Genomic DNA, 15,064 nt, shown 5'->3' with positions numbered 1-15,064 from the left:
TGGAAGTTTTTGTTCCATGGTGTTGATTTTTTAATTATGATAAACAATCGGGACAAAATAAGTTAGCCCGGTAAATAAGTTTTGCTATTTCTGATTCAAGTGATTTTTGCTTGTCTTTTGCATACCAGAGATGTAGTTCATTTGCATAAGTGGCTGCTGTTGCGGGATTGGATTTTAATTGTTTTACCAATTGCTGCGCAACCGAAGGTCTTGGGCCCCAAAAAGCAGTAACATTAAAGTGTTCATCCAACTGAATCAGCTTTGGAATAGACCTGGTTTCATTGGTCAGGTATGCATCCATCAGTTCAGGATGCTGATCCCGATAAACCAATTTCATTTCAATTTTGCTATTACTCATTTCTGACAGGGCATTAAAAACAGGTAACGTTTGTGATGCATCGCCACACCAGTGTTCTGTCAATATCAACCACCAGGTTTTATGTTTCAGGTTTTTAATTTGCTCCACCAGCTCCGCAGATACCTCAAACGTTTTTTCAACCCGGTACATCCGGCGTTGGTTCAGGTTGATGTATTCTTTAATGTTAAAGTCTGCATTTACGGCCAGATCTTCTGCCATTTGCTGCTTGTATTGATTATACCCAATGCCTTTTTGTAAGTACCTTTCGTAATCAGCTTTCTTTAGCGTTATTATCTCAGCTCCTGTTTCCATTGTATAAATTTTAATATTCTTTTGCTTTGACAGAACAAAGTTCCAATTAAACACGCGGTATTAAAATGGAGGATTAACGCAATGGCATGGACAATTTTCCCTGGATAGCAGATCATTAAAGAGACACAACTGTTGCTGTTTAAACAATTGCTGCTTGCCGGAAACGTAAAACTCTAAGCCCTGGCATAGGCAACAGTTTCCCTGTATTTTTGAGGTGACACATTGGTATTCACTTTAAAGAAACGACTAAAGTAATACTCATCTTCATATCCGAGCTCGTATGCAATTTCCTTAACCGCCTTATTGGTTAGATACAATTCTCTTTTGGCTTCAATGATGATTCTTTCATTGATGACATTTGAAAGCGTTTTATTATAATGCGATTTTGAAACCTTTGCCAATGTCTTGGTGGTAACGTACAGCATAGCCGCATAATCCCCGGGGGAATGTTTGGCCCTGAAATTCGCCTCAATGGCGTCTTTTAGCTTTTGAAGGATGTGATGTTCTTTATTCTCTTTTACGCCAGGTGCAGTCGTTGGCTGCTGTTCAATTTTTAACCTGGACGCATTGATAAGGAATATTCTTAAATACGCCACGAGCAAGTCATGCTGGGCCAGCGATGGATTTTGTATCTCAGCTTCAATATTTTCGCATAACATATCAAATGCGGTGACTGAACTATTGTCGATGGCCACAAACGGAGATTGATTGCTATTGTTGTAAAGCACTTCTTTAAATGCCTTTTCTTTTTCCTGCTGATGTACAAACATAAACTCGGGATGGAAATTAATAACAACCCCCTTAATCACGCTTTCTGTAGAAAATACAAATGGTTGAAAAGGGGCAAAGGCAAATAATGTATTGGCATTAAAATCAAATTCAGAAAAACCTGTCTTGACTTTTCCAAAGCCTTCCTTCACCCAAATAAGGGTAAAATAATTATTGCGTTGTACCTGTCCGAAGAAGCAGTTTTCTTCAAACTTAAACAACTTAAATAAAAGGCTTCCGTCGGTTTGATTCAGCATTGAAAGGTTTGTTTGACTGGACATGATTCATTTTTTTTAATAGAAAATAATTCGTCAACAATAAATCTTTCATAGAAGGATTTTCAACTTATTTGATCAGTCTTTCCATCTTCGCAATCAGCTCATCTCTTGAAATTAATCCAACTGCGAAATCACTGACTGTGCCATTTTTATAAAACAAGATGGTGGGCAATTCTGTAATACCAAATTCAATTTTCAATAAAGGGGCTTCATCAATATCAACTTTATAGAAGTTGGCCAACTTTTTATACATGCCAACCATCTCCAGGTAAATGGGCACCATCATCTGGCAAGGCCCACTCCATTCCGCACAAAAACGGACAATCTGCAAACCGCTACCGTTTACTATTTTTTCTGTGAACGCTTTGTTGTTTGATATTTTTATCATGTAGTTTTCTTAACTGGTATGGTTATTATAGCCAAACCGGATGCCAGCAAATTCATTGATCATCCGCTGTTCCCAAAAGCCAATATAGCAAAGGGTTTAAGCGATTTACAAAAGCGTAACCTCATTCGGATAATTAAATTTCTTTTCACGAAATATCAGGAAAGTCACTATATTTCAGGAAATTATTCAGTTCAAAAAAACTTCTTCCGCAATAATTTTATTTTTCCATTTTATTATCCGGGTATCAGGTAATTTTTTTATTGTCAATTTTTCGGCTATGTTTTTTTGACGATTTCTTTCAGGCAATCAGACCCGTAACTTGAAATTCATTGGTATTTTAAAATGTCGCAAAGACATAAAACTTTCGTGATGACAAAAAAGTACATGCAGGATTTTGACAGTGACAGAAGCCTTTCTTACTTCACTTTTCAACACTTAACAGAAGCTGTATTCTGGAATAACTCTGACGGCACCATTATGTATGTAAACGACACAGCCTGCAAAATGTCCGGGTATTCAAGAGAAGAACTGGCAACTATGAAAGTCAGGGATATTAATACTTCGGAATTAACTGCTGACTTATCGGTCTTCAGGAAAAAATTAAAGGCCGCAAAGCAATTGACTTTTGAAACGAAATTCATACACAAACAAGGTCATTTATATGATGTTGAAGTTATCAGCAATTATTTTGAACATAATAAACAGGAGGTTTTTTGTTGCACTGTAAGAGATATCCGGCAACAAAAAGACTATGAAGAAAAATTAAGAAATGCAAATGTAAAATTAGAAGGGCTGCTGAAAGAAAGTGAAGAAAGATTTCGTGATTTGTTTGAAGAGGCGCCTATTGCATACGTGCATGAAGGGCTTGACTCAAAATTTATAAGAGCAAATAAGGCCGCATTAAGAATTTTAGGAGTAAGGCCAGACGAAGTACCATTTACGTATGGTAAAAATATGTCTGCCGATACGCCCGAAGCCCACCGTCGTATGAAGGAAGCTTTCGAATCAATCGGCCGTGGTACCGACACCAGTGGTGTTGTACTGGAATTGCGTCGAAAGGATAATGGCAAACCACTGTGGGTTCAATGGTGGTCTAACCCGGATAAAAGTGGAGAATTTACCCGTACCATGATTCTCGACATCACAGATAAGGTATTAATGGAACAGGAACAGGCCATGTTGCAGGCGCAAAATCAATACTTGCAGGATGAAATTAAACTGAATAATAATTTTGAAGAAATTGTAAGCAAGAGTAAAAAGTTTCATAAGGTTTTACAGCAAATAGAACAGGTTGCATCTACCGATGCCACGGTGTTGATCTTGGGTGAAAGCGGCACTGGTAAAGAATTACTGGCCAGGGCCGTTCATAATATCAGCAAACGAAGTAAACGACCATTGATAAAAATAAACTGTGCTACGCTGCCTGCTAATTTAATTGAGAGCGAATTATTTGGTCATGAACGTGGCGCATTTACCGGAGCAATGGATAGAAAAATTGGCCGCTTTGAACTGGCTGATGGGGGCACTATTTTTTTAGATGAAATTGGAGAACTACCGGTTGAATTGCAGGCCAAATTATTAAGGGTATTGCAGGAAGGCGAGTTTGAACGGCTTGGAAATCCTAAAACGATGAAAGTAAATGTGCGGGTAATTGCTGCTACCAACCGCAACCTGGAAGAAGCTATCGCCAAAAAAGAATTCAGGGAAGATTTGTATTACAGGCTAAACGTTTTCCAGATTGTTTCCCCTCCTTTGCGCAACCGTAAAGAAGATATCCCTTTGCTCGTAAAGCATTTTGTAAAAAAATATGAAAGCAAAATGGGCCGGGAGATAAAACATATACCCGACAAAGTGATAGCTGCATTAATGCTGTATGACTGGCCGGGCAACATCAGGGAACTGGAGAATATGGTGGAAAGAGCATTGATACTTTCGGTTGGCGACACGCTGGAATATGGCGACTGGGTGCCTTCTGCAAAAAATATGGCCGTTAGTCAAACAACTCTTTCAAAGATGGAAGATGTAGAAAGAGCCCATATCATGAGTGTCCTCAATCAAACCAACTGGAAAGTAAGCGGCGAAAAAGGCGCCGCCAAAATACTGGGATTAAACCCTACCACGCTGGAATCCAGGATGAAGAAGCTTGAAATAAAAAGGGAAAAATAAAAAGGCTGCCCTTTCGGGCAGCCACTAACAAAAACCAGCCTGAACTAATCTGCTGAAATACCAACAGTACCCGCTTCCAATCCTGTTATAGTTTGCACATTTGTCAAACTACCATTGCCTGCTACAGCATACACACTGATAGAACTACTACCGCCATTTCGGACATATAAAAATTTGGAATCGTGGCTCAATGCAGCATCTGCCGCACCTGCACCTGCACTTGCAGCAACAGCTGCATTTAAACTAATGCTTCCTGAATAGCTAACGCCAAAACTTGAAATTGTGCCGCTACCCGTATTGGCAGCATAAACATATTTATAGTTATCAGTAACCACTGCCCAGCAAGCCGCCGTTTGGCCTGCACCTACTGGTCCGCTAATTAAAGAGATTGCTCCATTCTCCTGGATGCGATAGGAAGAAACTGTACTTGCTCCTGATGCACCACCGGCAGCTTCTGTAACATATATTTTATCGTAGCCTGCTGCAAATCCAAATGGTGTTAGATTGGCTGAAGTAAGCGTATGCATGGTGCCTGGTAATCCTGATCTGCCAACTGTATAAGTCATAATTGTATTGGCAGCCTTTTCAGTAATTGCCAGTACATTCCCTTCCCGCACAAATGCAATTTCTGCAGGCCCTGAATTGGTAGTACTTAACGGTCTCGTTGAATTTTCCATGGCCCGCAAGCTTCCGTTTTCGCCTAATCTAAAACCGGTAATATTACCCTCTCCACCTGCATTTAAAACATACACCATATCACCAAATTGTGTGATGCTGATTGGCCTTATTCCTCCCGAGCTGATGGTTGAGATCAATTTAATACCATTACCTTTAACCTTCAGGGATGAAATGGTATTACTACCAGCGTTGACAGCCAGTAATACTTTGCCTTCTCCTTCAATACCTTTGCTTGCTACGATAACAGCACCCTGGCTTCCTAAGCCACCGCCAGTGCCATTGTCACCAGTTGGCCAGGATCCTGAAAGTGTAAGTGTGCCATCAAAGGAACGGGAATAATCCAGCACTTTGTTACCAGCCACCTGGTTGCTTAATAGATACACATGGCCTGTGCCTGCCCCACCAACCCGGAGTCCGTTATTGGCGGAAGCGGTTGTTGCAGCGTCGCTGCTTTCAGGAGATTGAAAACCATTGTCCTTTTTACATGCTGAAAGGAACATGGCGGTGACAGCAATTGCAATTGCTATCTGATACTTTGTTTGCTTCATGATTGTTGATTTTATAATTAATAAATGAAAAAAGCTTTTGATTCAGGCAATAGAATGACCGTCCGGCATTTATCCGGCTAATTCAACTATTGCGGTTTGGGTATTGTAAATTGAAGAGGTAATCGATGCCAGTTACTGATTATAGAACCTGTAAAAGCAATAATACGTTGACAGTAAAAAAGTATTCAACCTGATTTTTTTGACTCATTGGATCGTTTGTTGCTTAGCAAAGATGCTACTATAATAAGCAGTATAAAATGGACGAAAGGCCCTAAAGGATGGATGTTTTTTTCTTTGACATTTTAAATTTCCATTCACAGCTTTGTAGAATTCAGCCACCCTGATTTCAAATTTATTCCTTCGTTGATAAATTTAAAATAATCCATTGATGATACCCAACTGATGCCACCTACCAGGCCAATTTTCTCCATAAACGCTTTCCATTAATCCCGGCTAAAAATTATTCTCCTTTATAAGGATTTTAAACTATCCAACCAAATTCACATTGTCATATTTCAATTACCAGCTCTAGCAAATGATCTTGTTACTTCTCTTAAAAAAATTGATTTGTCTTTAAGGAAAACACCAATCCAAACCAATGTCAACAAAATAAATGCAGTTGGTGGAAGATGCTGTGAAATTTCAATAGCGCCAGCACCACCCAGGTATCCGCACAAAAGAAAAAAGCCAATGCGCCAGGTTGCAGGAATTAAATACAGCGCCACACAAGTAAGTTCAAGAAAGCCCAGTGCTGGTAATGGGAAATAAGGAATAATACCTGCTTTTGTAAGGTTATTTACAATTACGGTAGCACCTGCAAATTTTGCAGCAGCACTTAAAGTCAATAGCAAGGCAGGAAGCCATACCAGCATATTTGTTATATTTTTTCTACTTTTCATTTTTTATTTTTTTAAATTATTATTATTTTTTTAATGCATTTAGAATCTCAGCTGGCTCAACCCTAAGTCTGTAATCTCCCCCTTCCGATTTAGCGAAAATGACAGTTCCGCTTTTATCAATCACGAAAACAGCCGGCACCGGAATATCTCTTGATTTGTCATCATAAAAACTATGGAAATCTACGCCCAGTTTTTGCGCTTCATCAACCGCCTCAATCGAATTTTGAATGATAGTGGTAAATTGTTTTGCCACCTGGTTACCTTTATCACTTAATACTTCAAATTCAAGGTTGTGTTTAGCCTGCATATCTAAAGAACTATCCGGATTTTGAGATGAGATGGCAATTAGATTGGCTCCCAATGCTTTGATTTCAGGTAAAATTCTTTGGTAAGCATTCAAAACTAAATTACAGTAAGGACACCAGTTACCTCTGTAAAATGTAATTACTACCGGCCCTGCAATTAATAAATCCTGTAGCGCAATTTTTATATTTACTGCATTCGGTAATTTAAATAAAGGGGCCCGATCGCCCACTGATAATTTTAAGGGAGATGCAAAATTTAACCCTAACCGGGTTGCATCTACATTAAACACATCTAAAGATTCTCTTGAAACCATGGCAGCAAGATTTGCTTGTAACCCCAATTTTTCTTCATTATAACTGGGCATTCTTTTTTCTTCTTTCATTATATTATTTTAAATTTTGTGTCACATTGACAACACAAAATTGCAACTGTTGTGAACGATAAAAAATGAAGTAGATTAGGAAATTCCTGATTAATCAGGTTAGCTATTTAGACTTCTTGTTTCTAATTTTGCTTAGAAATTCTGTACTAAAACCAAGGTAAGAAGCAAGAGCATATTGAGGTACCCGATTTGCAATAGAAGAATATTTTTGCATAAACTCATCATAACGCTCCTCCGCAGTTTTGCTAAGATTGGATAACATTCTTCTTTGAAGAAATGCAAAAGAGCGTTGCGATATAAGTCTAAAAAAACGTTCAAATTTTGGAATTGTTTCCAGCAACCGCTGTTCGGATAGATAGTCAAATTGTATTAATGTGGTATCCTCCAAAGCCTCAACAAATAAAGTTGCAGGTTCCTGATTTAAATAACTGTTCATATCGCTAATCCACCAGTCTTCAATTGCAAAAGCAATCGTATGCGATTGCCCCTTACTATCTACAAGATAAGCCCTCATGGAGCCTCTCAACACACAGCTTCTAAATTTACAGGTATAACCAGGTCTGACTACAAATTCCTTTTTCTTAACTTTTGCAATTCTTAACTGAGAAACAAAATAAGATTCTTCTTCCTCAGTAAGCTGTATATATTTTGCAACATATTTTTTAATTTCCAAAAAATCATCCATTATTTTGAGCTTTTAAATTTTTTGGTAAATAAATTTTGTTTAAAATATTATACGGTTTAATAACCTATCTAACAAAAGTTTCAATTCAGTAATCGTTTCATCACTTTTTATCTCTCCTGTGTCAGTTATTTTACTTTTGATAGTAGCAATGCTTAAAGACGAACGAGCACCCATATTGGTACCTAATGCAGTGAGCGTAAGTAGCAATGAGGCCAATGCTTTATCGCCGCCGGAATACAACGGAGATGCGCTGATTGCAGCAACGGGCTTTTCATTTAACTCTCCGGAAGATACTACCCAGTCCAATGCATTTTTTAAAACACCCGGCACACCAAAAGCATATTCAGGAGTAGAAAAAATTACGCCATCAGCCTCTCTAAGTTGCTGCCTGAAACGATTTACCACTTCAATGTCATTTGCTGATTCGGGATTGAAATGGGGCAACTTATCCAACCCTTCAAAAATATTGACTCTTACATTTTTAGTGGCAATCTTGCTGATAGCCCTCAATATATTTGTGTTAGCTGAAGTGGATTTCAAACTTCCTGAGATCGCTAAAATATTGATCACTTTATTGTTCATACGTAAATAAGGTTTATAAATGTTGCTGTGTAAATTGAACATCCAGAAAATTGCCCTGAATATTTAATAAACTTGCACCCATTTTTTTAAGTTTACTTTGGATGATGGCTGGTGTTTTATCTGTATAGCTTTTGTAGTGATTGATTAAAATTCCACTTGCAAAAAAGCCATTTGCAATAACACCAAATATGATAGTTTCCTTTCCGAAGGGATCAATAAAACTGTGGCATTCTATAATTGAAAAATCTTTTTTTCTTAAAAATATTTTCCGCTGTATCCATAAAAGATTAGTGCCTATTAATTGAAAATCTTCAGTAAAACCTCTTTCATGTAAATCAATTACAGCCTCAGATTTGCTAAAATATGTATTCATGTAATCCATTTTTTGAAATTTAAAAAGAGGCAATTGTAAAAACAACTCCTTCAGGCCGCTCAATTATTCAAATAACTTGCTTCATCTGCTTTACAAAGATGCTATGGCAAACACTTAAATAAAATGGATAATAATCACTTATGGATGGATGAATTTACCCGCAGGTTTTAAAAAGCCGAAGATGCAAAAAACCATGTAGATGCGAATGGAGCAAGTTTTATAATTGGCAATAGATGACCAATAATGATTATAGTCAGGGCCTTGTGCAGGTTGGGAATTTGTTGTAGTGTCCGCTTGGTGGTGAAGCAAATTAAAGGAACGAAAATTTACTTCATTCCTCAAAAGCAGCTGTTAAACTCCCATGCCTGTAACCAAAGTAAGATTGTACAATGTTGTAAATATGATTGTCCCTTCTAATCAGCGACGGATTTCGTGATTGCCTATTCTTTCATAACAGGTAACTCAACATAACTTGCGTATTGTTTATTACAATAAACCGTTTCTGTTGCTTTAATAAAATCACTTTCTTTAGCTTCAAAAATAGAAGGAACGTATTTCTGCGGATTACGGTCAATAATTGGAAACCAAGTACTTTGTACCTGTATCATCATTTGATGTCCCTTTAAAAATGTGTGATTAATATCGTGCAGGTCTATAACAAATTCTTCTGCTTTACCCGGCACAAGTGGCGAAGGCTGCATAAAACTTTTACGGTAACGGCCTCTTATCACTTCCATGGCGACAGGCAGCTGGTAGCCACTCATCTTTCTGTTACCCGTATCAAAAGCAGGATATACATCAATCAGTTTTACCACAAAATCTGCATCGGTACCGGTAGTAGATGCAAAGAGATGCGCCATTACTTTGCCGGTAACAGTTTCATTTTCCGTAAGACTGTCCATTATAAAACTTACCACATCTGGTCTTGTGGTTACAAACCGTTGGTCTTCCACATGCCAGGTATACCAACGGCTGCCTTCACCATAAGTGGCTTCAATAGGTAAGCTACGATAAGGCACAGGTGTTGCAGGGTCGCTTACATAGCTTACAGCACCTGTAGCAGACGATGGCTGTATAAAGCTTGCTTTATGTTCGCTGGTAGCATACAATTTTTTCATTACCGCATTTTTTGGAGGCCACGAATCGTATGTCTTCCATATATTACTACCTGTCTGGAAACAACTGGCTTCAACAAACTTACCATCGCCAATACCTCTGAGCCAGTAATCAAACCATCGCTTTTGTAAAGCCTGGAACCATGCTGCCGTATTGCTGCCAAAGTTTATCTCGCCAAGGCTATCTGCTTTTTGGTCTTCCCATCCGCCATGGTTCCAGGGACCGAGTACGATAAAGTTTCGGTTAAAACTGTCCTTCTTTTCAAGGTGCCGGTACATCAGTTGCGGCCCGTTCATATCTTCCTGGTCAAAGTATCCACCTACATGCAGAATGGGTAATTGCGGAGTTTGTATATAAGTAAGCGTGGAACTTTTTTTCCAGTAATCATCATAATCGGGGTGTTTTATAAAATCGTTCCATGCTGCAAGGCGGCCTTTGTAATATTTATCATTTACATTTTTTAAAGAACCTAATTGCAGGTACCAATTATAGAGATCATATTGCGGAAAAGGGAAATTGCTATTAGACAGTTTATCATTCTCAACCAGATAACTGTATTCAAAACCATAGCTTAAACGAAATGCGCCATTGTGATGAAAATCGTCCCCCAAAAACATATCAGCAGGTGATGCCTGCGGCGAACTTGCTTTGAGGGCAGGGTGAGGATCAACAGATGCATCCAACGCAAGATAACCGGGATAAGAAACACCATTGATACCTGCCTTTCCATTATTGTTCTTAATATTCTTTACAAGCCAGTCAATAGCATCATATGCATCGGTGCTTTCATCTGTTTTGGTTTTATCAATTAAATGATACAGCGGGCGGGTCATTTCAAAACTGCCTTCGCTTTTGAATTTTCCGCGCATATCCTGGAATACGAAAATATACCCGTCTTCAGCCATGGGCTGGAACGACCCCATTTTTTTTACTGGTATTATTGCGTTTTCAGGCAAAGGGAAATCGGCACCATAAGGCGTTCGTTTTATTAAGAAGGGGCCGGGAGCCATTTCCTGTGTAGGGGCAAGTACAACAGTAAAAAGTTTTACACCATCTCTCATTGGTATCATATAAGTTTTCTTGGTATAAGACGAGATGGTATCAGTTTGGGCATAAACCCCGCAGAAAAATGAACCAATCAGCAAGATAAAAATTAAGCTCTTTTTCATGGTAAATATTTGTGATAAAAATTGTTTGTGGTGAATACCTGTAAGTTAGCAGTTGAAAAATATAAGTATGTCTAAACTGATTGCTAACAAATAAAGATGTGATGTATGTTTAATACTATACTATTTTGTGCTACTCAATATAAATCACAAGGGTTAAGATACTAAATTTTATTAGTTGCTCTTATCAAAATAATACTGCTAATGAATCCTTAAGGTGAATCTATTGCCATAACCCGTGATTTTGAATTATTATCCTACTGTTATTTGCTTTACACAATTTCACCGATCACAAAATTCATCTTCATCTTTATTCTCCTGCCAGGTAAATTCTATCGTATGGGCAACTTCTCTGGCAAAATCAATTCCATGTATATCCTGGAGAAAACCAAGCGTCATATCCATACCTGCACTTACTCCGGACGAAGTGTAATATTTGGCATCCACTACCCAGCGGGCTCTTCTAACCCAGTTTACATTTAACCCTTGTGTGGTTACCCAATCAAAAGCTCTTTTATTGCTGGTAGCTCTCTTGCCATCTAAAAGCCCGGTCTTTGCCAGCAAAGCGGTGCCTGTACATACCGTTAAAACATATTTACTCAATTCCGCAATCTTCTTTATTTTATCAATTAATGAAACATTGTTTACTTCTACTCTTGTTCCATACCCACCGGGTATAAGAAATATATCTACACCGTTTTCAATCTCGGCAAGGTGTTTAGTCAGAATTGAAACGCCATGGGTATTTTCTACTAGTCCACCTGAAAGGGAATAGAAGGAAACCTGGTAGTCATTTGTAAGCCGGCCAAATATTTCTACAGGACCAAATACATCCAGTGTTTCAAAGTTGTCAAATAATAATACCGCTACTTTCATTTTATATTTTTAAGTCGATTATTTTAGTCAGGTTAAATCTTTTGATTTTTAATCAAAAGATTTTAAATACGGAAAAGCGTTTTCCAATATTCATTGTGTTTTAAAATCAACCAAAAGCCAGGATTCATTTCCCGGCCTTTAGTTGGGCTTTTCAATATGTTATATTTCTATTTTCCACCGGCAACTTTTGCTGCATAAAAGCGATGCATTTCTTTAGAGATATATTCAAGATTATCTTCTACTGCAAAATGACCAGCATCCAAACGATGCATCTCCGCTTTTGGGAGATCTTTTAAATATGCTTCTCCGCCAGCCGGTGTAAAGAAGATGTCTTTTTGCCCCCAAAAAATAAGCGTCTTTGGTTGATTCTTGCGAAGGAATTCCTGCCACACAGAATACAATTCTACGTTGGTACGATAGTCATAAAATAAGTTAAGGTTAACACGTACCGCATTTGGCCTTTGCATAAATCCATAATCAGATTCCCAATTATCAGGACTTATCAGATCAGGATTTTTTGCACCGAATAAGTAAATACTTTTTATTGCATCGTGTGTAAGAAATGCTGCCAGCGGCTTTTCTGTTTCTTCTGATCTGTTTTTCCATAAAGCACCACGGAAGCCATCCCATGCTGCAGTAAAGCCAACTTCATATGCATTAGTATTTTGAATAATTAACCAGTCCAAAGCTTTTGGATTACGGCCTACAATTCTAAATCCAACGGGGCCACCATAGTCCTGTGCGAATAAACCATAATGGTCAAATCCTTTTAATTGTAAAAAGTGCTCAACAGTTTGTGAGATACCTTCAAAGGTATAATTGTAGGTTGCCGGATCAGGCATATAGCTTAAACCGAAGCCAGGATAATCCGGAGCAATTACATGAAACTTATCCGAAAGCGACTGGATTAAATCACGGTATTGGTGCGACCCTGCCGGAAAGCCATGCAATAAAACAATCTTCGGACTTGCCGGATTTCCTGCTTCCCGGTAAGCAATATTTAAACCGTCTACCTTGATAGTTTTGTACGATACCTGTGCAAATGATGCAACAGAAATAAACAGTAATACTGTTACTGCAAATAGAATGGTAATCTTTTTCATTGTTCTTTTTTTGTTGTTTTAATGTCGTTATTGACAGTACAAAGATGCTACGACATCCAACTTTTAAAAATGGATGAACAACGCAAAAGGATGGATGATTTTTTTTGAAAGGATTTGTAATAGCACCTAATGTCTTTTTCAAAATTTTATATAAAAGCTTTGGTACATTGCCTATTTCTTTGAAACCATTCCGTCTATAGAGTACTTACCACTTCCATTTACAATAGTTGCAAGCGATAGCCCAATTGCCAATAAATGATATTCATAGCCTTCTCCTTTTTGATTACCTAACCAATTTATAAAAAAACCATTTTGGATATGAGCAATAAAAATGATACCGACCATTAAAATAATAATAGCTGCAGACCATATCCTGCTTCCTACGCCAGCAATAAGGGAAAGAGAGCCTATAAACTCAATAATGATTACAAGAAACCCTATCAGCCATGGTAAATGCAAAGTGCCTGTAAAGAACCCCATGGTTCCGTTAAATCCATAACCGCCGAAGATCCCTAGCATCTTTTGTGCTCCATGCGGAAATAAGACCAGGCCAATTGTAAGCCTTGTAATTAAACCTGTCCAGTCGTTGTTTGTGTGTAATATTTTCTGTTTCATTTTGTTTATTTTTAATTGTTTAAACGATTTACTGTTTTGTAAAACACAAAGCAACTAAGAAACAAAACCACGAAACTTAAAGTAGTTTAAGAAATTATTTACGGGCTAATTTTCTCCGGATCATACTAAGAAATTCCGGAGTGATACCAAGATAGGCGGCCACTTGTTTTTGCGCAAGCCGCTGTTCTAACTGAGGATACTTTTTTATAAAATGCAGGTAGCGTTCTTCTGCAGTAAAGGAAAGGTTTTGATTGATGCGTTGCTGCTGGGCAACAAATGCATTTTGAAGTATGAGCCGGAAAAAGCGTTCAAACTTAGGTACACATTCATATAACTTCTCCAAATCATCTTTTGAAATTTGCAGCAACTCGGTATCTTCTAATGCATCAATTATAAAATTACCCGGGGTTTGTGTAAGAAAACTATAGAGGTCACCCGTCCACCACTCTTCAACAGCAAACATCACAATATGTTCTAGGCCCGCATCGTCAATAGTATAAGACCGTAAACATCCTTTTGTTATGAAGCTTTCATATTTACAAATTTCATTAGGCCGTAACAAATATTCTTTTCGCTTGATAGTTTTTGGATAAAGTAATGACAAAAAATAATTAGCCTCAATATCATTCAATTGAATATATTGATTAATATTTTTTATGATTGCATCTTCGAACATTGCTTATTTGATTAAATATTTTTCATAAAACTATAAGAAACCGAATTAGATAGTATCATATTTCATAAATTAAAACTGAAGCCTTGTTTATTTCTTTTTAGTTTAAAGTTACTTTTGTAATGAATTTGAAATTAATAATAAATGCAAAAGGAAAGAATTGTTGTAAAAGGTATACAGGTTGATGAAAGCTCCAGATGTTTTCACTATCATTCAATTTTAGATATTGTTGCAATAAGATTCAAATGCTGCAATGAATATTATTCTTGCATATACTGTCACGAGGCTAAATCTAATCATCAGGTAATAGTTTGGAATAAAAATGAATTTGATATACGTGCAATTTTATGTGGCAATTGTAACACCGAGTTGACAATAAGAGAATATTTGAATTCGAATAATTCGTGCCCATTTTGTAATTCATCCTTTAATCCAAAATGTGTTAACCATCATATGCATTATTTTGAATAGATCTATTAAACTTTTTGATTAATATAAATTCATTAAGACCTGTTTAATAGTATCATGGTTCTTCCAGGGAATAAAATGATTTGCACCCTGTATCAATGTAAGTTTTACAGATGCTGCATTCACTAATTTCTTTTGGGCGTACATTGCATTACCAACCGGCACCAACGGATCTTCTGTACCATGTACAATAAACACTTTGCATTTTACTAACGGAAATTTATCCTGCAAAGCATACACATCTTTCTTAAAATATTTTAATTGGTATAATACTGAAAAATAGTTGGTAAAATCTGTTGTAATCCTTTATAGTATTCATTTTGA

General features: G+C 37.4%; 17 protein-coding genes. 2 read left to right on the top strand and 15 right to left on the bottom strand.

Annotation, left to right across the window (positions count from 1 at the left end):
• Nucleotides 1–34 precede the first annotated feature (34 nt).
• The 3 genes from QWZ08_RS23395 to QWZ08_RS23385 all read right to left on the bottom strand — a co-directional run bounded on the left by QWZ08_RS23395 (nt 35) and on the right by QWZ08_RS23385 (nt 2,104).
• Nucleotides 35–670, bottom strand: a complete 636-nt coding sequence (locus QWZ08_RS23395; RefSeq protein WP_290340028.1) for a thioredoxin family protein — start codon at nt 668–670, stop codon at nt 35–37.
• 173 nt (nt 671–843) lie between these two features.
• On the bottom strand, nt 844–1,719 hold the full coding sequence (locus QWZ08_RS23390) for a helix-turn-helix domain-containing protein (RefSeq protein ID WP_290340027.1): 876 nt from the start codon (nt 1,717–1,719) through the stop codon (nt 844–846).
• 64 nt (nt 1,720–1,783) lie between these two features.
• The gene (locus QWZ08_RS23385) at nt 1,784–2,104 is read right to left on the bottom strand and encodes a thioredoxin family protein (protein WP_290340026.1); all 321 of its coding nucleotides are present in this window, start codon (nt 2,102–2,104) and stop codon (nt 1,784–1,786) included.
• 369 nt (nt 2,105–2,473) lie between these two features.
• On the opposite strand from QWZ08_RS23385, the gene QWZ08_RS23380 reads away from it, so the two are divergent.
• Complete coding sequence (locus QWZ08_RS23380; protein ID WP_290340025.1) at nt 2,474–4,270, top strand: sigma 54-interacting transcriptional regulator; 1,797 nt, start codon at nt 2,474–2,476, stop codon at nt 4,268–4,270.
• Nucleotides 4,271–4,314: 44 nt separating this feature from the next.
• On the opposite strand, the gene QWZ08_RS23375 is transcribed toward QWZ08_RS23380, so the two are convergent.
• From QWZ08_RS23375 to QWZ08_RS23325, 11 genes are all read right to left on the bottom strand, one after another.
• Nucleotides 4,315–5,496: a lactonase family protein gene (locus tag QWZ08_RS23375; RefSeq protein WP_290340024.1), complete on the bottom strand. Its 1,182-nt coding sequence runs from the start codon at nt 5,494–5,496 to the stop codon at nt 4,315–4,317.
• A gap of 515 nt (nt 5,497–6,011) precedes the next feature.
• Nucleotides 6,012–6,395: a hypothetical protein gene (locus QWZ08_RS23370; RefSeq protein WP_290340023.1), complete on the bottom strand. Its 384-nt coding sequence runs from the start codon at nt 6,393–6,395 to the stop codon at nt 6,012–6,014.
• Nucleotides 6,396–6,417: 22 nt separating this feature from the next.
• The gene (locus QWZ08_RS23365) at nt 6,418–7,083 is read right to left on the bottom strand and encodes a peroxiredoxin-like family protein (protein WP_290340022.1); all 666 of its coding nucleotides are present in this window, start codon (nt 7,081–7,083) and stop codon (nt 6,418–6,420) included.
• A 103-nt stretch (nt 7,084–7,186) separates the two neighbouring features.
• Complete coding sequence (locus QWZ08_RS23360) at nt 7,187–7,768, bottom strand: Crp/Fnr family transcriptional regulator (protein ID WP_290340021.1); 582 nt, start codon at nt 7,766–7,768, stop codon at nt 7,187–7,189.
• A 39-nt stretch (nt 7,769–7,807) separates the two neighbouring features.
• Nucleotides 7,808–8,350 (bottom strand): NADPH-dependent FMN reductase, encoded by a 543-nt coding sequence (locus QWZ08_RS23355; protein ID WP_290340020.1) that lies wholly within the window; start codon nt 8,348–8,350, stop codon nt 7,808–7,810.
• 13 nt (nt 8,351–8,363) lie between these two features.
• Nucleotides 8,364–8,723 (bottom strand): hypothetical protein, encoded by a 360-nt coding sequence (locus QWZ08_RS23350; RefSeq protein WP_290340018.1) that lies wholly within the window; start codon nt 8,721–8,723, stop codon nt 8,364–8,366.
• A 440-nt stretch (nt 8,724–9,163) separates the two neighbouring features.
• Nucleotides 9,164–11,008 carry a CocE/NonD family hydrolase gene (locus QWZ08_RS23345; protein ID WP_290340017.1) on the bottom strand — a complete coding sequence of 615 codons (1,845 nt, stop codon included), beginning with the start codon at nt 11,006–11,008 and terminating at the stop codon, nt 9,164–9,166.
• A gap of 279 nt (nt 11,009–11,287) precedes the next feature.
• The gene (locus QWZ08_RS23340; RefSeq protein ID WP_290340016.1) at nt 11,288–11,881 is read right to left on the bottom strand and encodes a DJ-1/PfpI family protein; all 594 of its coding nucleotides are present in this window, start codon (nt 11,879–11,881) and stop codon (nt 11,288–11,290) included.
• Between the two features lie 167 nt (nt 11,882–12,048).
• Nucleotides 12,049–12,984, bottom strand: a complete 936-nt coding sequence (locus tag QWZ08_RS23335; RefSeq protein WP_290340015.1) for an alpha/beta fold hydrolase — start codon at nt 12,982–12,984, stop codon at nt 12,049–12,051.
• Nucleotides 12,985–13,155: 171 nt separating this feature from the next.
• The gene (locus QWZ08_RS23330; RefSeq protein ID WP_290340014.1) at nt 13,156–13,599 is read right to left on the bottom strand and encodes a DoxX family protein; all 444 of its coding nucleotides are present in this window, start codon (nt 13,597–13,599) and stop codon (nt 13,156–13,158) included.
• A gap of 94 nt (nt 13,600–13,693) precedes the next feature.
• On the bottom strand, nt 13,694–14,275 hold the full coding sequence (locus QWZ08_RS23325; RefSeq protein ID WP_290340013.1) for a Crp/Fnr family transcriptional regulator: 582 nt from the start codon (nt 14,273–14,275) through the stop codon (nt 13,694–13,696).
• 141 nt (nt 14,276–14,416) lie between these two features.
• Between QWZ08_RS23325 and QWZ08_RS28265 the strand changes: the two genes are divergently transcribed.
• Nucleotides 14,417–14,743 carry a CHY zinc finger protein gene (locus QWZ08_RS28265; RefSeq protein ID WP_353960505.1) on the top strand — a complete coding sequence of 109 codons (327 nt, stop codon included), beginning with the start codon at nt 14,417–14,419 and terminating at the stop codon, nt 14,741–14,743.
• Between the two features lie 18 nt (nt 14,744–14,761).
• Here the strand turns inward: QWZ08_RS28265 and QWZ08_RS23320 are convergent, their stop codons facing one another.
• On the bottom strand, nt 14,762–14,938 hold the full coding sequence (locus tag QWZ08_RS23320; protein WP_290340012.1) for an alpha/beta hydrolase: 177 nt from the start codon (nt 14,936–14,938) through the stop codon (nt 14,762–14,764).
• Nucleotides 14,939–15,064 lie beyond the last annotated feature (126 nt).

This window comes from Ferruginibacter paludis (assembly GCF_030409685.1).
Lineage (GTDB): Bacteria > Bacteroidota > Bacteroidia > Chitinophagales > Chitinophagaceae > Ferruginibacter > Ferruginibacter paludis.
Note: the sequence above shows the minus strand (reverse complement) of the source record. Positions and strands in the feature narration are given on the sequence as shown.